At 53.6% G+C, this 18656-nt stretch carries 12 protein-coding genes and 3 pseudogenes; 10 read left to right on the forward strand and 5 right to left on the reverse strand.

The genetic code is table 11. The annotated features are described in order from the left end of the window. Positions 1 to 5 precede the first annotated feature (5 nt). The 4 genes from GTQ41_RS23470 to GTQ41_RS28700 are packed head-to-tail and all read left to right on the forward strand — an operon-like array spanning position 6 to position 6400. Positions 6 to 2309: a hypothetical protein gene (locus GTQ41_RS23470; protein ID WP_152665054.1), complete on the forward strand. Its 2304-nt coding sequence runs from the start codon at positions 6 to 8 to the stop codon at positions 2307 to 2309. Then, the gene (locus GTQ41_RS23475) at positions 2287 to 4374 is read left to right on the forward strand and encodes an integrase (RefSeq protein ID WP_152665055.1); all 2088 of its coding nucleotides are present in this window, start codon (positions 2287 to 2289) and stop codon (positions 4372 to 4374) included. The genes GTQ41_RS23470 and GTQ41_RS23475 overlap by 23 nt, the downstream gene beginning before the upstream one ends. Positions 4375 to 4376: 2 nt before the next feature. Continuing rightward, positions 4377 to 4982, forward strand: a complete 606-nt coding sequence (locus GTQ41_RS23480; protein WP_059392659.1) for a hypothetical protein — start codon at positions 4377 to 4379, stop codon at positions 4980 to 4982. Continuing rightward, the gene (locus tag GTQ41_RS28700; RefSeq protein ID WP_232858670.1) at positions 4979 to 6400 is read left to right on the forward strand and encodes a site-specific integrase; all 1422 of its coding nucleotides are present in this window, start codon (positions 4979 to 4981) and stop codon (positions 6398 to 6400) included. Before GTQ41_RS23480 ends, GTQ41_RS28700 begins: the two co-directional genes overlap by 4 nt. 132 nt (positions 6401 to 6532) lie before the next feature. Here GTQ41_RS28700 and hrpB read toward each other — a convergent pair whose 3' ends face one another. The 5 genes and pseudogenes from hrpB to GTQ41_RS23510 all read right to left on the reverse strand — a co-directional run. Further along, entirely contained in the window at positions 6533 to 9055 is a 2523-nt protein-coding gene (gene hrpB, locus GTQ41_RS23490; RefSeq protein ID WP_059392660.1) for an ATP-dependent helicase HrpB, read from the reverse strand. Positions 9056 to 9217: 162 nt separating this feature from the next. After that, the gene (locus GTQ41_RS23495; RefSeq protein ID WP_059392661.1) at positions 9218 to 9802 is read right to left on the reverse strand and encodes a DUF6088 family protein; all 585 of its coding nucleotides are present in this window, start codon (positions 9800 to 9802) and stop codon (positions 9218 to 9220) included. Positions 9803 to 10072: 270 nt separating this feature from the next. Further along, a pseudogene (locus tag GTQ41_RS23500) lies at positions 10073 to 10543 on the reverse strand (IS5-like element IS1384 family transposase); the annotation flags it as partial. Between the two features lie 59 nt (positions 10544 to 10602). After that, positions 10603 to 11871, reverse strand: a complete 1269-nt coding sequence (gene ltrA, locus GTQ41_RS23505) for a group II intron reverse transcriptase/maturase (RefSeq protein ID WP_059393006.1) — start codon at positions 11869 to 11871, stop codon at positions 10603 to 10605. Positions 11872 to 12390: 519 nt separating this feature from the next. Next, a pseudogene (locus GTQ41_RS23510) lies at positions 12391 to 12903 on the reverse strand (IS5-like element ISPre1 family transposase); the annotation flags it as partial. Between the two features lie 461 nt (positions 12904 to 13364). On the opposite strand from GTQ41_RS23510, the gene phnC reads away from it, so the two are divergent. The 6 genes and pseudogenes from phnC to GTQ41_RS23540 form a co-directional block, all read left to right on the forward strand. After that, the gene (phnC, locus tag GTQ41_RS23515) at positions 13365 to 14192 is read left to right on the forward strand and encodes a phosphonate ABC transporter ATP-binding protein (RefSeq protein WP_003118432.1); all 828 of its coding nucleotides are present in this window, start codon (positions 13365 to 13367) and stop codon (positions 14190 to 14192) included. After that, positions 14189 to 15052 (forward strand): phosphate/phosphite/phosphonate ABC transporter substrate-binding protein, encoded by an 864-nt coding sequence (gene phnD / locus GTQ41_RS23520; RefSeq protein WP_010466255.1) that lies wholly within the window; start codon positions 14189 to 14191, stop codon positions 15050 to 15052. Before phnC ends, phnD begins: the two co-directional genes overlap by 4 nt. 8 nt (positions 15053 to 15060) lie before the next feature. Beyond that, positions 15061 to 15888 (forward strand): phosphonate ABC transporter, permease protein PhnE, encoded by an 828-nt coding sequence (gene phnE, locus GTQ41_RS23525; RefSeq protein WP_010466252.1) that lies wholly within the window; start codon positions 15061 to 15063, stop codon positions 15886 to 15888. A gap of 8 nt (positions 15889 to 15896) precedes the next feature. Next, entirely contained in the window at positions 15897 to 16907 is a 1011-nt protein-coding gene (gene ptxD, locus GTQ41_RS23530; protein WP_003118429.1) for a phosphonate dehydrogenase PtxD, read from the forward strand. After that, positions 16901 to 17770, forward strand: coding sequence for a LysR family transcriptional regulator (locus GTQ41_RS23535; RefSeq protein ID WP_010466239.1), 870 nt, complete (start codon positions 16901 to 16903; stop codon positions 17768 to 17770). Before ptxD ends, GTQ41_RS23535 begins: the two co-directional genes overlap by 7 nt. Before the next feature lie 107 nt (positions 17771 to 17877). Beyond that, positions 17878 to 18390, forward strand: a pseudogene (locus GTQ41_RS23540) (IS5-like element ISPst7 family transposase); the annotation flags it as partial. Between the last annotated feature and the right edge of the window lie 266 nt (positions 18391 to 18656).

The following is an 18656-nucleotide window of genomic DNA, read 5'->3' on the forward strand; positions in this document are numbered from 1 at the left end:
AAATTTTGACAATCATCAAAAACACCCTTGCTCTGATCAATTACCCCTTTCAAATGCTTTCACCTGACGTCGTCGTGTTGTTTCAGCGATGCGGAAAAGGGGACGTTGCCTCCCTTGATACTGCCTTGAAGGTGTTCGAGTGTTACTGCCATCTAACAAACAGCCCCGTTTTTCTGAGCAGCCTCGCAAGCAAGACATTTGCAAATACCGTACAAGGCTTTCTTATCGCCCTGGCAGGTGAGGATCTCGTCAGCACTAGACTACAGACAAGACGTCGATACGCACGAACTTTGCTGAGGGCCATTGAAAAAATGGCAATCAAATCACCTTGGATAGCAACGATAAGTTACAAGGCTTGGATAACAGATACCGATGCTGCTGCCAATAATAAAAATTCTTCGATACTCGACTCCCCTCATGCTCGCTACTGGAATGGCTGGGAAATTATCACGAACAAAGGAATACCACACTTTCTAGCGCTCCCCTGCATTTGGCACTCGCACGGCCAAGCCTTCACTGAAGAGTTCTATGAAAATCTTCGTCTCTTTTACGAGAAACAAGCAAGACCGGGGGTTAGCGACATAAACAAATTAGCCAAATTTCTTAGCGAAAACGCTACAACTTGGCCACCAGAAACCTTTAAAAACCCAATAATGATAAAAAGATTTTTCTTGAGCTTCATGAAAGACTTTTTCATGAGCGCTTACGATCAAAAACTTAATCTTAACTCTCAGATCAAGACCTGGGGAAGGATGATATCTAATCTAGAGGAGGCGTTCCTGCAAAGCAACGTCTGGGCACTGCCATTTGATGACAGCTTACCCAAGCCAACTGAGAGAAAAGTATCGGGAACACCCTCAAGAGTTAGCCTAAACAAAGAAGGTATTGAGGTTCACGAAAAACTCATTACATCTGTGCCGCTACACCTAACTGACACTGAGGCGATTGAAATCTTATTCCACGATATAGAAACTGATTTGCGCACAGTAAAAAATTGGGCGTACGACCAGTGCGAAAAAATATATAGCTCAACTCAGCGCAGACGAGATCTATCAAAAATTGGAACCCCTATTACATCCAGAGCCTGGGGTGTAACGGCTGAAAAACTGAATCTTAGTAATTTATGCGCAACATTCGAGCGCGATGGCTTTAGTAATGACTCCTACTATATCAATACTAGATATAGTGCAAAAATCTCCAAAGGACACCTAGCTGAACTTCTCGGCCTGCCCACACATGGAAAATTATTTCCATTTCAATGCCTACTGGTAATTGAGCACCCAGAAATCACCCATGGCTTCCTTAAAAAATTGATACTACACGACAAAAACGGAGATATGATCGGATTCAAAAAAACAGAAACAGAAGGAAATTGGTTAATAGGCTACAAAGATCGAAGAGGCAGCAAACTTAGCGAACAAAAAATCAAACTAAGCCCTAGCACCACTGAACTCATAGAGAAAATAATACAGATCACTAGACCGCTAAGAGACTTCTTAAAAGGAAAAAATGACGACACTTGGAGAGAATTATTTATCACATGCGGACATGGTTTTTCTACTCCGAGCAGCGCTGAATTTCCGGCATGGAATAAATCAAACTTCAAGGGTCATCCGAAGTACTTAGATATGCTAAAGGACCAATTTCATCCACACACAACCCGCCGCCACGGGGAATTGGAGGACTTCCTAACCAGAGTATCCATGTCGACCTTAAGAGCATCTTCAGGAGTTCTGGTATACCTCAAAACAAAAAGTGTAGCTGAGATGGCGAAAGCTCTTGGTCACGCGAGATATGACACACTGCTTATGAGAAGATATCTTCCAGAAGCTATATTGGCTTTTTTCCAGACAAGATGGATTCGTATCTTTCAAAAGGGATTTATCTGCGAAGCTATGAAAGACAGCCCATATCTATTGGAAGCAGCTAATTTTTCCAACATTGAAGAACTACATAGTTTCCTCGCCAACCATGCGCTGAAACTTATTCCGCACCACCTTAGCAATCCAGAACACACGACAGCTGAAAATGAAATAAGCACTGACCAAAGGGTTAAACAAGTATTAATTTCAATTGACCCAGGAATAATGACAGCCCTTGTCTCTTTAGAAAAAGCAGTAGATATAGCCTTGACTCCCGAAAAAGTATGTGGCCGCGCCACTTATTGGGCCGATCTTTCAAGAAAAGTAGTCGCGGAAATAAATAGAGGTAATGACTACCTACTTAAGCAACATCTCTCAGATGCCCTGACGCACTGCAATCCTGAAAAGATGAAGGAGTTAATTTATGAAACTTCCCAGCGAACTTAATTTCTTGGATGCTTTCTTTGTAGACCCCACGAAAAAGCTACAAAGAGCAGACTGGCTCAAAAGTAACTTTCACGACAAGATATGGCTCTACGACTTTAACCACAAGACCGATAAGGTACTCGACTGGAATATCGAACTTGAAGACGGGACCCTACTTACCGACTGGAAGAATAATGACCTGCTTAGCGGTCTAAAATATATGCTTACTTCATCCACAGAGAAAATAGCTGGCGGCGGCGCCGAGTCCAACTCAATTAGAACCCAACAAGTCAAGTTTGCAAGAGCCGTTCACGTAGTAGACTACTTACTTCTTCATTCAGCTGACTTTGAGCTGGCTAAATATGGATTGGCTGGTCTCTCTACGAATAACCTCAAATCAATATTAACTACGCTTACCCAGCACTCAGACTCTTCCGAGTCAGTATATGGATGGCGCAAACGGGTTTCCTCCTACTGCTTGGATCTTCTGAAGAGCACAAATAAGAACCTGATCAACCAAACGCTAGCAGCCATACCCGAAATGCGATTAATCACCCCCGACCAAGAGGACGAAAACGAACTGGATGTGGAGTTTGATTTAATCCCAAAATTCCGCGCCGCTCTTTACCTTAGAGGCTACTATAGGAAAGGAACTGAAAGCTGGCATTCACCAAACTCTTTGATGCTCTCAGAGCACATATATAAAAGGACACTTAAAGGAAAATCGGACTGCAAACCCATCATAAAGATCTTGTCATATTACAAACATGCTTCCGGATTTAGACGTGAACATCCACCTTTCCGGGTAACCACGGGTGAGCGAGAAACCATAACGCCGTCAGCCGCTACTGGATATAAATCCGCGATTTATGGCATGGGAAAACTGCATGAACTTGGAATTCCTGCGCCGGCAGTTAGCCATTTAATAGAGTTCAGTAATTTTAGAGTTAATCTATCGAGCCTAGGCAGATTTAGGACACTTCCATCCACAGTGGTATTTAGCGCATTCAAAGACTCGGTAGAGTTTCACCTCAAGTACGGCAAGATAATTGTGAATGGATTTTGCAAACTAATAATATATTGCAAAGCCCACAACAGCCGAATCGGACAATTATCTAATAAAGAGTTTCAACACGCAGTAGGTCCGGAGCTCACATCATTAGGAGTAAAACAATGGCAACTTTCACATAGCGCAAAAGACTCGCAAAACAGGCGAAATAAAAAAGAGGAAAAGGCTATTTACTTTGCGAAACTCCGCGCTCGCGAGGCTCTTCTTGAACTCATCGGCGTTTATATTGGAGCAGTACAATTAGTAGTAGGTGCTATTACTGCGCGCCGGGTCGGAGAGCTCCTCGACCTACACAGCACAACTTGTTTAGATTCCACTGAAGAATGGCTGAACTTCTACAACCGAAAAAGCACCTACCAGCTTTATGGGCTCAGGCAGCTAGAAGCACGCCCAATTGAACCTATCGCCGTTCAAATGATTAAAAACCTAATTCGAATGCAGAAAATTCTTGTTCGTATTGGTTACCACGAAAGTATGAATCATTTATTTGCAACGCCTGCAACTAGAGGTGACTTAGCGGACGGGCAGTCAAGCTCGTACTTATACAACCGCAACCTTGATTTTCTTTGCGACTACATCCAAACACCAGTTAACCGCAAGGGAGAACGCTACTATATTCGCCAGCATCAGTTACGTCGATTCTTTGCGATGTTGTTCTTTCACTCTGCTAGCTTCGGCGGCTTAGAGACCTTGCAGTGGATGCTTGGTCATACTGATATTGAGCATCTCTGGAACTATATAACCGAGACATTGGACGGAACGATTCTGCGTGGGGCTAAGGCTCAGTTTATAGCCGAGAGTCTTCATAAGGGCGAGATTAATAGCTACGTCGAGCTCGCTGACCTACTTCGGGCGCGCTATGGTACCGACGACTTTGCGCTAGTCGACACTGAAGAGCTTGAAGACCATATTTTGGAGCTGATCCAAGTGGGCGAGGTTTGCATTGAGCCAGAGTTTTTCGTCGACAACCTCGGGAAGCACATGCGCGTTATTGTAAAAATTAAAAATTTGAGTTAACAATGAAGACTGACTCACGAGTGTTAAATAGCAGAAATGCTGTAATCGCTCTGCGCGACTTTCTCAGGCTGGTTACTAGAGCGCCTCATCTATTCGCTGAAAATGTAGAGCTGATCTCGGCGCTTAAAAGCCAGGCGGGGATCGCAGCATTTGAAGTCGAATTCGAGGACAATGAAGGCATCAAGCAGACGAAGGCTGTAAGTTTAAATACGCTTAAGACATACGCCAACCAACTATTTGAGCGCGGATTTGAGGATATAAATCATCTTCGCACATCAGCCAAAGATAGCATCGACACCTTCAATAGGCGAGGTCAAAATAGTAACAAGCGTACGAAAAGCGGTTTAAAAAAGCGTATTGACGAGATGGAACGTGATCTTGAGCAACATCAAAAAATCAACCTCATCTTACTACAGGGTTTATCACATGCTATAGCTGAGTTGAAGAACGTCCGGGATACGCCTAACGAAAATCTTCGCAAAAAGCGTGTGCAAGAAGCGTTAACGACGCTGACGATGATTGTTTCTATGAATCCGCCGCCTTTCGATCATTTTCCGCCAATTGAGAGCGATCGAACAGTGACCCAATTAGACAAGTACCGTCAATGAGTATGCAATCTATAAAGCAACTCTTCAGACCCGTCGGCGAGCTAAAGCTCTTTGATCATCACGCCCTGGGCTCTCTTGTTACGAAAGATGGATCCAACATGCCATTTATTGTATGGCCTGATGGACGACCTTGTTTGCTTGCAAACCTTTATATGCTGGCCTTGCGAGACAGACCCGGAAGAGGCGGTCAATCCGGTCTATCCAGAAAAGGCAGCAAAGGCGGCACCATGGGGGATTATGCAGCGAAAATCAGCCAGCTTATTCGCTATTGTTTCCACCATAATATTGATTTCATTGAACTAAATGACAATGGATTTAGCAACTTCATCAGCTCAATTCGAACAGAATCGCTTAGGCCTGGTTCCAAACATAAGAGGAAATCTGAAACTACGGTATTGAATGTTGGCCGGGTCTGCTTGGATTTTTTGAGTCACGTTGGCTATTTCTACGGCGACAATACCTTTGTTTCACCTACTGGTAGCATTCGCACGACTCACAAGACAGTTACGATCAGAACCCGCTCAGGAAAAATCATTAAAAGGGACTTTGTCCACCATCACTCGCTTTCACTTTCCGGTGGACGTCCACGCACGCGTGATCCGATTACAGCGCAGAACATTGATCGTTTAAGGGAGGCCATTAACAGCCTCGGCAAAACAAGACACCTACAGATGCGCCGTCACGTCATGATTTCTCTACTGGAACATACAGGTGCTCGGCGTAGTGAAGTCGCAAACATCTTAGTCAGCGATGTCCAGGCGGCGCTAGCGATGGAGTTTCCGATGTTGCGTCTTGAGACTCTTAAACGAGGAGTGGGTGTGGAGCGTACGATACCCATTACGAAGATGCTGCTGAACGAGCTGAAGAAATACATAGACTTTCCTCGAAAGAAGCTAATCAACAAATTCAGAAAGTCCAATGATCACGGCTTCCTCTTTGTATCCGACCAAAATGGCTCCAGGCTTAACGCTGACTCGATTACAAATGAGATTTCGGTGCTGAAGAGTCATGCTGGGATCAAAGAGCCTATTTGCGCACATATGTTCCGTCATGCCTTTATCACCAATTTGTTTGTTCTGCTCATTCGCAGGCACGAACTTGAAAACGTAGATGACTTCAGGCGCGCATTACTCGACAGCAAAAAATTCGTCGCAGAGGTGATGCAGTGGACTGGCCACCAGAGTCCTGATTCTGTAGAGCGCTACATTCACCTAGCCTTCGAGAAGGTATCGAACTACCACACCACGGTTTCCTCGGTTTACATGATTAAGGCGATTGAGGTCTTTGACCAAAGCCAAGAAAAACTTCTGAACGACTTAAAGGCAGGAATGCCTGTTGCCGAGTACGCAATAGAGCTTGAAAAGCTCAAGAAGTTGCGTAATGAAGACTTTGAAATTGCCAAGGCACGCGCCGCGTAAACTCGGCCGCACCTTGTCTAGATCTTTAGGTTTTTCTTAAGCTGATCCAGCCATCAAAGCCTAGCCGCTTCGCGGATAGGCGAGCCCAGCGGCAAATCGATTTACGCACTCACCTCAAGAGCGGCGGATGAATCATTGCTTTCTAGGTTTAATCCTAGCGGTCGGTTCTGCCTCCATAGGGTTATCAGGCCACCAGTGCTTGGGGTACCGACCCTTTAGATCTTTCTTCACCTGAATGTAGGTATTGGCCCAAAAGCTGGCGAGATCTTGAGTAACCTGTACGGGTCTGCGAGCTGGAGACAGTAGATGCAGTAGTACTCCCTGACGGCCTCCTGCTATACGTGGAGTGTCAGCCATGCCAAACAGCTCCTGTAGCCTAACGGCAAGCACGGGAGGATGTTCTGAGTAATCAATGGCAACGCGCGAGCCAGATGGCACCTGCAGCGCTTTGGGGGCTAGTTCATCGAGGCGTGCAGGTAACGGCCAAGGCAGTAAGCCAATAAGGATGCTTGGGAGATCCAAGTTGGCGAAATGACTAAGTCGGCTGACTTTACCCAGGTACGGCCCCAGCCACACTTCAAGTGAGCTCAGGAGCGCGGCATCTGACAGATCAGGCCACTCACTCTCGCCCTTTTGCTCGAGATCCAGACAACGAAGAAGAGACACTCGTGCCTGCCACTGACGAAGTTCCGGTGTCCACGGTAGCAGCTCCATGCCCTTGCGACGTACGAGGCCGACCAATGCCCGAGAACGAGCCTCTTCATCAAGCCCGGGAATGGCCGCTCGACTCAGTACCAGCTCACCCACTCGCTTCTGACGCTCGGCTTTCAATACACCCTCGCGTTCGTCCCACTCGAGTTCATCACGCTGGCTTACCTGCTCGGCAAGCAGAGTGTCGAATAGCTGGGGATCAAGTGCTGCGGCAATGTAGATGCGCTCCTCTCTCTGACCTTGTCTGCTCCCAAGATCTGCAATGACTAGCCAAGGTTCTTTCATCAGTGCGTCAGGCTCGCCAAACTGAGCGGCACGGCCATTTGCTAGTCGGTATTCAGCTCCACCATCGCGTCGCTGTCGAGCAACTCGATCGGGATAAGCGAAGGCCAAGAGCCCCCCTTGCCACCTTGGATGATCAGGGTCTGCCACAGGCTCAGATACCGGACCGCGTAGATATCCCCTGAACTGCCTCGCTAGCTTACGTGCTCGTTGAACAGCCCCTCGACTGGCGCGTGAGGACGCTTCATTACCTAATACGCTAATACGATCATGAAGGTCAGCGCCGGTACCGCGGAGGATATCTTTTTCTCCAAGCAGCGCCGCGATGTCACAGGCGAGGTTACCGAGTCCGAATGCCTGGCCACGGAGTAACAGATGCGCGATTCGTGGATGTGCAGGTAACTCAGCCATCGCTTGACCATGGGCAGTAATAACACCACGCTCATCTAATGCTCCTAGCCGGGTTAGTAGATCACGAGCTTGCGCATAAGCTGCTACAGGAGGCGAGTCTAACCAAGCCAAATCGTCAGGCTGCACACCCCATCGCGCTAGCTGCAGCGCGAGTCCAGATAGATCTGCCTGCAAAATTTCGGCAGCGTCGTATGCTGCAAGCTGGTCATGTTGCGATTCCGACCAGAGTCGATAGCAAACACCTGGTTCTAGGCGTCCTGCGCGGCCAGCACGTTGCGTAGCTGCCGCTCGAGAAACACGTTGCGTATCCAGGCGAGTCATACCACTGACAGGGTCAAAACGCGGCACGCGTGCCAGTCCAGCGTCCACTACGACGCGAACGCCGTCGATGGTTAAGCTCGTTTCGGCTATGTTGGTGGCAAGCACTAGTTTGCGTTTGCCTTGTGGCGCGGGTTCGATAGCAGCTCGCTGGGACGACAGGTCAAGTTCGCCATGGAGCGGACAAAGCATAATGTTATCTTGGTCCTTCAGTTGAGTTTTCAACTGCTCGTTAACCCGGCTTATTTCAGCCTGACCGGGAAGGAACACAAGGATGCTCCCGCTTTGTTCAGATAGGGCCTGCAGGCAGATCTGAATCACGCGTTGCTCAACGAACTCACCGAATTGATGAGGTCTCCCCCAATACGTGGTGACCGGAAACATACGGCCGTCGCTCTTCACTATTGGAGCGTCGTTCAGGAGCTTAGAAAGGCGATCCCCCTCAAGCGTTGCAGACATCAGAAGGATCTTAAGTGGTTGGCTTTCGTCCCTAAGAAGCTCACGGCCGTTTAGACAAAGTGCCAAGGCTAAATCTGCGTCAAGCGTACGAAGATGGTATTCATCGAAGATGACAATCCCAACGCCGTCGAGGGCGGGGTCCTCTTGTAAACGACGGGACAGGATGCCCTCGGTGACGACTTCAACTCGGGTTTTCGGACCGACTTTGCTTTCCAAGCGAATCCGGTACCCGATGGTTTCACCTACTCTCTCACCCAATTCGCTAGCTAGACGCTCAGCCGCAGCTCGAGCAGCAAGACGCCTCGGCTCGAGCATCAAGATGGTTTGGGTTCCAAGCCATGTCTCATTCAATAGCGCGAGGGGAACTCGGGTTGTCTTACCCGCTCCTGGAGGAGCTTCAAGAACAGCTTCATTTCGCTCTGCCAATGCTGAGCGAAGGGCAGGCAGAGCAACGTCGATAGGGAGAAAGCTCATACTAATTTTACAGTGCACAAGGAGGACTGACAGAGATGATCACGCATATCAGAGCGAATGGCTCCTTTCTTGTGAAATGCTGGGGGGGGCTGATTGAATCGCCACACACATCACCACCATCGAGGCCAAGTGATCCAGTACGCAAGACGCATCCACGTACGCTCACACAAGGCTCAATGACGATCGCATCCATCTCGGCATCTTGCAGGCCCTTAGCTTCATCAGCTCTTCGCCGCTCAGCGCACTAACAATCTTGGCAACCACATTAGCGGACAGCCCTTCTTTCCCGATGTAGTAGAGAGCAGTAAGCGCCACACCTACCGTCGTGCCGGCGTGCTGCAAGCGGTCCTTGGATACGTGACGGAGGCGAACCACCGCATTGCCAACCTTGATCTCGCGAGTAGATCCGCTGGTGTAAAAGGTCGGCAACACCTGCATCTGTGTGCTGAGGCCCAACTTCCGAACAGCCTCCGCGCCGTGTATCTGGATCGTCTCGCCGTTCGCCTTCGTGATGACCTCCATGACAGCCAGCGGACTCGGGCGCACCACCCTACCGGTGTACTTGCTCATTTTAGGGCGCATGTAGACACCGCGAGCCACTCGCTCCAGCGTGCCTGATTGCACCAGTCTAGAAAGCGCTTTATTAATCGACGCACGGGAACCAAGCTGCGCGAACACCGCGCCGACAAAGGGTCTCCCCTTTGGCATGTGCTTGACTCGATTCAAAATTGCTTGCGCGAGGGACATATGAACCCCAATTTTCCATCAGCGCCAAGAGAGGGACAGCAAGGTCAACACTCACTGTGCGGTCACGGAACCGCCTCCTCTCACAGCCCCGCTGAGCAATCAGCCAGGTTCGACTAGATCTCTCAGGATGGTCTGAAGTAGCCATGTATTTCCCCGGCATACCACCTAGCGCAACTTTTAAACTCGCCAAATGATCAAAAAACAATCAATTCGACGAGTATTTCTTACGTTTTCGCCACCCGGACCCCACTCCGGTGGCCATTTCCCGCATTACAGGCGCACCTCTCCTGCATTCGTCAGTAAATGTCGGCGCGCCATCCACAGGTTCGACAGAGCGAACAGTGTCACCAGTTGCGCCGTGTTTTTGGCCAAGCCGCGAAAGCGCACCTTGGTGTAACCGAACTGGCGCTTGATTACCCGGAACGGATGCTCGACCTTGGCGCGCACCTGAGCCTTGGCCTTTTCAATCTTGCGCTTGGCTTTGTACAGCACGCTGCGCTTATCGAGTTTTTTGTAGGTGCTGCGGCGTGCCGCCACCTGCCAGATAACTTCACGTCCTTCATGCTCGGGCCGCTTTTCGACACCGGTGTAGCCTGCATCGGCGCAGACCACGTTTTCGTCGCCATGCAGCAATTTGTCCACCTGGGTGACATCCGCCACATTGGCCGCCGTGCCCACTACGCTGTGCACCAGACCCGATTCGTCATCGGCGCCGATGTGGGCCTTCATGCCAAAATGGTGAGTCGGCCGCGGGAACTGCCCCCGCAGCCGCTCGCAGAACCGTACGTGACACTCTCGCGTCATACGGCTCCCGTTATCCAACCTTGCTGCCCGGTCACTCGCCAGTGATGAAACAGCCGGGGTACCACGGCCCGCATCTTGTCCAGCCATTGGCTAATGCGCCGCTTGCGCCTATGAAGGGCCTTGTATTTTCGTCGGGCCCAGCGTTCAAGCGCGCGGTCAATGTGCTGGAAGATGCCAAGCATGGCTGTCCGATAGAACGAGCCATAGTATTGCCACCACCCCTGTATCACTGGATTGTAGAGCCGAGCCACGTCGACCAGCGTCACGTGGGTTTGGCGATTGAGTCGCCACCTGCGCACCGCTTGCCGCATCCGCTTTAAGGCATCCGCACTCGCTCCCGGAAGGAAGCTCGTGAAGAGCTGGTCTTGTTTGCTGAGCGCCTTCCTCGGCCTAAAGGTGAAGCCGAGGAAGGTAAAGCTCACATGCGGATAACCTGCGCGACGGTTACTGTCCTTGCAGTACACGACCTTCGATTTCTCGGGGTGCATCGTCAAGCCACAGGCAGCCAGCCGTGAAGCAATGGAGCGCATCACGTACTCCGCTTGCTTTCGACTGCGGCAGTGCACCACCGCATCATCGGCGTAGCGGGCAAACGGGCAGTTGGGGCTGGTACGTTGCATCCAGGTGTCGAAGGCATAGTGCATGAACAGATTCATCAGGAGGGGACTGATCACTCCACCTTGCGGGGTGCCGCGTTCGCGTCGGACGCGCATACCGTGATCCGTTTCGAACGGCGCAACCAGCCACCGCTCGATGTACAGAAGTATCCAGTCCTCCTTGATGTGCAGGCGCACCGCCTTCATCAGCAACCCATGATTGATCTGATCGAAGGCTGCCTTGATATCAAACTCCACCACCCAGTCGTATCGCCAGCAGCGCTCACGCGTGATCGCCACCGCCTGCTTCGCTGATCGTCCCGGCCGGTACCCATAGGAGTCCGAGTGGAAGATCGAGTCCAGCTCCGGCTCGATGAGAAGCTTGACCACGGTTTGCGCGACACGATCACCAACCGTGGGCACTCCCAGCTTGCGCGTGCCTCCCGATGCCTTGGGAATTTCTACTTGCTTGACCGGAGGCGGGAAGTACGACCCCGACGACATCCGATTCCACAGCTTGTAGAGATTCTTAGACAGATCCCGCTCGAAATCGGCGATGGTTTCATCGTCGATGCCGGCAGCACCGCGGTTGGCCCTGACCTGCTGGTAGGCGTCCCATACCGTGCGTTTCGCTATGTCATAAGGTTTCGCCGAGCTCACGCCACTCATCCCCGGAGGTTGGCAACGCTCGTCGGCCGGATAACGCCGCCCCTTCGCTCCACCTCCATTACAGAGGCTTCATCGCTACTACGGGAGGCTCCGCCCCTCGTTCCAGCATCGGTATTCTTCCTCATGGTGTTGGCCATTTGTCATTTTCCTTCGCATCTGGAACAAGGTTCTCACGTTCCGTACCAAAGCCTGTATGAAGATCATGCCGCCTATACACCGGCTGCCATCGGGTCCGTAAGCAGGTAACGCCCCGACTTGTCCTGAAGCCAGTACTCCACCTCAGTTTCGGCAGCACCTTGGGCATAACGATGCGTCATCGGACGGTTTGCTTTCGCTCATCTTCTCCATACTCACCTGCCATCCTCAGGGATGACTTTTCCTCGGTCGCTCACCACCACACCTTTTGGATGCAGCAGCACCGGGTGGTTTGAAGTCCGCTCCTGCAAGCCGACTTCGGAAGGCCTACTTCCATCTTCGGCACAGCAGCACAGGTCATCTGACCTGTGTTCGTGACACACAGTACTGGTTACCCTTCTTGGTCTGATGCATTTCCGGGTCGCGCTTACCGTCCTTGTTCTTGGTCGAACTCGGCGCATTGATCAGCGTGGCATCGACGATGGTGCCTTGGCGCAGCGACAAACCTCGGTCGCCCAGATAGCCATTGATGACAGCCAAGATGCCGGCGGCTAGTTCGTGCTTCTCCAGCAAACGACGGAAGTTGAGGATGGTGGTTTCATCGGGGATACGCTCCAAGCTCAGCCCCGCGAACTGGCGCAGGATGGTGGTCTCGTACAGCGCCTCTTCCATCGCTGGATCGCTGTAACCGAACCAGTTTTGCATCAGGTGCACGCGCAGCATCGCCATCAGCGGATAGGCCGGACGACCGCCTTCACCCTTGGGATAATGCGGCTCGATCAAGGCAATCAAACCCTTCCACGGCACCACCCGATCCATCTCGATCAGGAACAACTCTTTGCGGGTTTGTTTGCGCTTACCGGCGTACTCGGCGTCGGCGAAGGTCATCTGCTTCATCGGGAAACTCGGTGGGTGGAATCCGGGTATTTTGCCAAAATCTGGAAGTCTTCTTCAGAGTTTCCCTAGCATTAAGCTGGGCGCGACAACAGACGTCTAGTTGGGCGGCACCTGAAGGTTTCGACCAGCCACATAACGGCCTAGGTCAATCGACGGGCAAGAATAGAATGTCTCCTATAGTCCGCTAGTGTGCGCTCTCTTGCTTGGATGGCATTACGTTCTGGCCCAACGTTACTGTAGCGAATCCGCAGCAGTATCAATCAAAGCCTCCTGTATCCCGCGTGAAGAAAGACGCTACGTTGCGCCCGTTCTTCCACGGCTTCGCTTGCCGCCCCGCTACGGCAGATTCGAAGTATTCATCGAAATGTCATCCTTTAGAAGCAGTGCGTTAACAAGGAATTTCTACCCTTTGCATCGCGAACCGCAATTGTGCGGCCAGCAATATTGCGAAAGGTGATCAAATGACGCCCCATCCGATACAGGACGCCGTGCTGCGGGTCGACCGGTTGAGCGTCGTCTATCCAGGCGGCGTGACAGCCCTACGCGATACCTCGATTGCATTTCGGCGTGGTGAGTTCACCGTGCTGCTTGGTCTCTCGGGCGCAGGCAAGTCGACCTTGCTCCGTAGTCTCAATCGACTCGTCACGCCCACTGGCGGCAGTGTCACCAGCGAACTCGGTGAACTCGGCAGCGGCTCGGCCTTGCGTCAGCATCGTCGGCGTACCGCCATGATCTTTCAGCACCACCAGCTAATCGAACGTCAAAGCGCACTGGCTAATGTGCTTACCGGTCGGCTGGCCTTTCACAACACGCTCCGCTCGCTGTTTCCTCTGCCGCGTGCCGATCAGGAGATTGCGCTCAGTTGCCTCGCTCGGGTCGGTCTGGCAGACAAGGCGCTAAGCCGGGTGGACAAACTGTCCGGTGGCCAGCAGCAGCGGGTAGGCATCGCGCGTGCGCTAGCGCAACAGCCGGCGATCATTCTGGCCGATGAGCCGGTAGCCAGTCTCGACCCGGCCACTTCGGTCCGTGTTCTCGGATTGCTGCGCGACATCTGCAAGGAAGACGGCATCACCGCCATCGTTTCGCTGCATCAACTCGAATATGCCCGCCGCTTCGCCGATCGCGTCGTCGGGCTGGCCGATTCTCAGATCGTTTTCGATGCCGCGCCCTCGGAACTCACCGATGCGCAGCTTGAGCGCATCTATGCAGGCCGCTCTACGACTCAGCCAGCGAATGCTCCGGCTGAACCACCTGTCATGCTCGAACCTTCACTGGAGATGTCCCGATGAAACGCTTATCCGCGCTCTTATTGACTTGCTTGCTGTCCGCTGTTTCAAGTTTGTCCGCCCTAGCGGCCGATGCCGATCCGGATGTGCTAAAGGTTGCCCTGCTGCCGGACGAAAACGCCTCCGAGCTGATCAAGCGTAACCAGCCGCTGAAGGATTATCTGGAAGAGCATCTGGACAAGAAGGTGCAGCTGATCGTAACCACCGACTATTCCTCGATGATTGAGGCGATGCGCTTTGGCCGTATCGACCTGGCGTATTTCGGTCCGCTGTCCTACGTCATGGCCAAAAGCAAAAGCGACATCGAGCCCTTCGCTGCCATGGTCATCGACGGCAAGCCGACCTATCGCTCGGTGATTATCGCCAATGTGGCGTCAGGCGTGAATGAGTATGCCGACCTTAAGGGCAAGAAGATGGCCTATGGTGACCGGGCATCGACGTCCAGCCATTTGATTCCCAAAACCGTGCTTCTTGAGACGGCCGATTTGACGGGTGGGCAGGACTACGAACAACATTTTGTGGGCACGCATGACGCCGTTGCCGTCAACGTGGCGAACGGCAACGCCGATGCGGGTGGGCTGTCGGAGGTAATTTTCAATCACGTAGCCGAACGTGGCCTAATCGATCCGAGCAAGGTGAAAGTACTTGGTTACAGCGGCGAATACCCCCAGTACCCCTGGGCGATGCGCTCGAACCTGAGCCCCGAGCTGAAAACCAAGGTGCGGGATGTATTCGTCGGTATCGACGATCCCGAAGTGCTGCGCAACTTCAAGGCCGAGGCCTTCGCGCCAATCACCGACGCCGACTACGATGTGATCCGCAACATGGGATCGCTGCTCGGCCTCGACTTCGCCACGATGTGAGCACCGATATGTCTACTCATTACGACGTGCAGGCGCTGCCTGCAGAGCAACGCGAGCACATCCTTCGAGGCTTCGGCCTCGGTTGGTGGCGCCAGCTGGGGCAGGTGGCGATTGTATTCGGAGTGGTGCTGTTGGCCTGCTGGTACGTGGGGCTGCTCGATGCCACCACGCTGCTGAACGGGCTGCCCTCCATCGCGACCCTGGCAGGCGAGGCCATGCCGCCAGACTTTTCGGGCTATCGAAGCTGGATTCGCCCCTTGATCGACACCTTGGCGATGAGCATCGCCGGTACGGCCATCGCAGTGGTGTTCTCGCTGGTGGTGGCCTTCGTTGCAGCGCGCAATACGGCGCCGCACCCCCTTGTGTTCGGTGTTGCCCGGGTGCTGCTCAATGCCCTGCGGTCGGTGCCGGAGCTGATCATGGGCATCATCTTCGTTGCAGCCGTAGGGTTCGGCGCCTTGCCGGGCGTGCTTGCCCTGGGTCTGCATTCGGTCGGCATGGTCGGCAAGTTCTTCGCCGAGGCCATCGAGCACGTCGACGAAGCGCCGGTGGAAGCCGCTCGGGCGGCGGGGGCTACGCCGATGCAAGTGCTGCTGCACGCGGTTTTGCCACAGGTGACGCCGCAGTTCGCCGACGTGGCGATCTACCGCTGGGAATACAACTTTCGCGCCTCCACCGTGATGGGCATGGTTGGCGCCGGCGGTATCGGCTTCGAACTCATGGGCTCGCTGCGCATCATGCAGTACCAGGAGGTTGCAGCAATCCTGCTGGTCATCCTGGCCATGGTCACGCTAGTAGACGCCTTCAGTGGCGTGCTGCGCAAACGTTTCAAATAGGACAAACCATGCTGCCGAAACTCGTTATAACTCACCGAGTACACGATGAGATCCTGCAACTGCTGGCGCCACATTGCGAGCTGATGACCAACCAGACCGACAGCACGCTGACGCGCGAGGAAATTCTGCGCCGCTGCCGCGATGCTCAGGCGATGATGGCGTTCATGCCCGATCGGGTCGATGCAGACTTTCTTCAAGCCTGCCCTGAGCTGCGTGTAGTCGGCTGCGCGCTCAAGGGCTTCGACAATTTCGATGTGGACGCCTGTACTGCCCGCGGGGTCTGGCTGACCTTCGTGCCTGATCTGTTGACGGTCCCGACTGCCGAGCTGGCGATCGGACTGGCGGTGGGGCTGGGGCGGCATCTGCGGGCAGCAGATGCGTTCGTCCGCTCTGGCGAGTTCCAGGGCTGGCAACCACAGTTCTACGGCACGGGGCTGGATAACGCTACGGTCGGCATCCTTGGCATGGGCGCCATCGGACTGGCCATGGCTGATCGCTTGCAGGGATGGGGCGCGACCCTGCAGTACCACGAGGCGAAGGCTCTGGATACACAAACCGAGCAACGGCTCGGCCTGCGCCAGGTGGCGTGCAGCGAACTCTTCGCCAGCTCGGACTTCATCCTGCTGGCGCTTCCCTTGAATGCCGATACCCAGCATCTGGTCAACGCCGAGCTGCTTGCCCTCGTACGGCCGGGCGCTCTGCTTGTAAACCCCTGTCGTGGTTCGGTAGTGGATGAAGCCGCCGTGCTCGCGGCGCTTGAGCGAGGCCAGCTCGGCGGGTATGCGGCGGATGTATTCGAAATGGAAGACTGGGCTCGCGCGGACCGGCCGCGGCTGATCGATCCTGCGCTGCTCGCGCATCCGAATACGCTGTTCACTCCGCACATAGGGTCGGCAGTGCGCGCGGTGCGCCTGGAGATTGAACGTTGTGCAGCGCAGAACATCATCCAGGTATTGGCAGGTGCGCGCCCAATCAACGCTGCGAACCGTCTGCCCAAGGCCGAGCCTGCCGCATGTTGAATCCGGTCTGGCTGAAGAGCCTGGTAGCGATCGTTCAAACAGGCAGTTTTCAGAGCGCGGCGAGGGCGTTGGGGCTGGCCCAGCCGACGGTGTCGCAGCACTTGCAGAAGCTTGAAGAGCAGGTCGGCGTAACGCTGGTGCAGCGCAGTCGTAGCGGCTGCCAGCCTACCACACGGGCGCTGGCCTTCATGCCGCATGCGACCGCCTTGCTCGACATGCACGCCCGGGCGCTAGAAGCCCTGCATGGCAATCGTGAGCGCGTCGGGGCCAGCTCCAACATCGGCACCTACCTTCTCCAGCCATTCGTGCGCAACTATCTGACGACCGCAAATGAGAGGGGCGAGGTGGATCTGCGCATCGCCGCCAACCCGGATGTGGCCGACCAGCTACTGGCGGGCCAGCTCGACGCCGCGATCATGGAATGGTGGCTACCTCACCCCGACTTCGAACACCGCCTCTGGCGGGTCGAGCCGCTGGTGCTTATCGTCAGCCCCGACCATGCGCTGGCTGAAGCAGGGTGCATAGAACGTGATCGTCTGGTGGACCTGCCGATGCTGGGAGGTGAACCGGGTAGCGGTACCGGACGGCTTCTGACCGAATACTTTGGCGAACTGGGCGTGCCTCGCAGCGGTATGCAGCTAGGCAGCACCGAGGCAGTCAAACAAGCAGTGAGGGCGGGACTCGGCGTGTCGTTGGTGATGGCTTCCGCAGTACAAGACGAAGTTCGCAGTGGCGCGCTGGTAGCTCTTCCCATCCCGGGGCTTGAAAAGCGTCTCCAACTGATCTGGCGCAAACCTCCCGGAAATCTGCACCCGCCGGGATTTGTGCGGCACTTATTGGAGGAGGCAGATCTAGCTGGATAAGGTGATGGATGGTTGCGATCCAGCGCTTGGCTTGTCAGCCTAGGGAAACTCTGAAAAAGACTTTCTGATTTGGCAAAATACCGCGACCCCACCCACCGAGTTTCCCGATGAAGCAGATGACCTTCGCCGACGCCGAGTACGCTGGCAAGCGCAAGCAAACCCGCAAGGAGTTGTTCCTGATCGAGATGGATCGGGTGGTGCCGTGGAAGGGCTTGATTGCTTTGATCGAGCCACATTATCCGAAGGGTGAAGGTGGCCGTCCGGCCTACCCGTTGATGGCGATGCTGCGTGTGCATCTGCTGCAGAACTGGTTCGGCTACAGCGATCCAGCGATGGAGGAAGCGCTGTACGAAACCACGATCCTGCGCCAGTTTGCCGGGCTGAACCTGGAGCGCATCCCCGACGAAACCACCATTCTCAACTTCCGCCGCTTGCTGGAGAAACACGAGCTGGCGGCCGGCATCCTCGCTGTCATCAATGGCTATCTGGGCGACCGCGGCCTGTCGCTGCGCCAGGGCACCATCGTCGATGCAACGCTGATCAATGCGCCCAGTTCGACCAAGAACAAGGACGGCAAGCGCGACCCGGAAATGCACCAGACCAAGAAGGGAAACCAGTATTGTGTGTCACGAACACAGGTCAGATGACCTGTGCTGCTGTGCCGAAGATGGAAGTAGGCCTTCCGAAGTCGGCTTGCAGGAGCGGACTTCAAACCACCCGGTGCTGCTGCATCCAAAAGGTGTGGTGGTGAGCGACCGAGGAAAAGTCATCCCTGAGGATGGCAGGTGAGTATGGAGAAGATGAGCGAAAGCAAACCGTCCGATGACGCATCGTTATGCCCAAGGTGCTGCCGAAACTGAGGTGGAGTACTGGCTTCAGGACAAGT

Origin of the sequence: Pseudomonas sp. AN-B15 (genome assembly GCF_019056475.1) — a bacterium.
GTDB lineage: Bacteria > Pseudomonadota > Gammaproteobacteria > Pseudomonadales > Pseudomonadaceae > Aquipseudomonas > Aquipseudomonas parakoreensis.

What these genes read in the sequence shown, in the direction of transcription:
- GTQ41_RS23475 (WP_152665055.1), top strand. Translation starts at nt 2,287, where the DNA reads ATGAAACTTCCCAGCGAACTTAATTTCTTGGATGCTTTCTTTGTAGAC.
- GTQ41_RS23480 (WP_059392659.1), top strand. Translation starts at nt 4,377, where the DNA reads ATGAAGACTGACTCACGAGTGTTAAATAGCAGAAATGCTGTAATCGCT.
- GTQ41_RS28700 (WP_232858670.1), top strand. Translation starts at nt 4,979, where the DNA reads ATGAGTATGCAATCTATAAAGCAACTCTTCAGACCCGTCGGCGAGCTA.
- hrpB (WP_059392660.1), bottom strand. Translation starts at nt 9,055, where the DNA reads ATGAGCTTTCTCCCTATCGACGTTGCTCTGCCTGCCCTTCGCTCAGCA.
- GTQ41_RS23495 (WP_059392661.1), bottom strand. Translation starts at nt 9,802, where the DNA reads ATGTCCCTCGCGCAAGCAATTTTGAATCGAGTCAAGCACATGCCAAAG.
- ltrA (WP_059393006.1), bottom strand. Translation starts at nt 11,871, where the DNA reads ATGAGTGGCGTGAGCTCGGCGAAACCTTATGACATAGCGAAACGCACG.
- phnC (WP_003118432.1), top strand. Translation starts at nt 13,365, where the DNA reads ATGACGCCCCATCCGATACAGGACGCCGTGCTGCGGGTCGACCGGTTG.
- phnD (WP_010466255.1), top strand. Translation starts at nt 14,189, where the DNA reads ATGAAACGCTTATCCGCGCTCTTATTGACTTGCTTGCTGTCCGCTGTT.
- phnE (WP_010466252.1), top strand. Translation starts at nt 15,061, where the DNA reads ATGTCTACTCATTACGACGTGCAGGCGCTGCCTGCAGAGCAACGCGAG.
- ptxD (WP_003118429.1), top strand. Translation starts at nt 15,897, where the DNA reads ATGCTGCCGAAACTCGTTATAACTCACCGAGTACACGATGAGATCCTG.
- GTQ41_RS23535 (WP_010466239.1), top strand. Translation starts at nt 16,901, where the DNA reads ATGTTGAATCCGGTCTGGCTGAAGAGCCTGGTAGCGATCGTTCAAACA.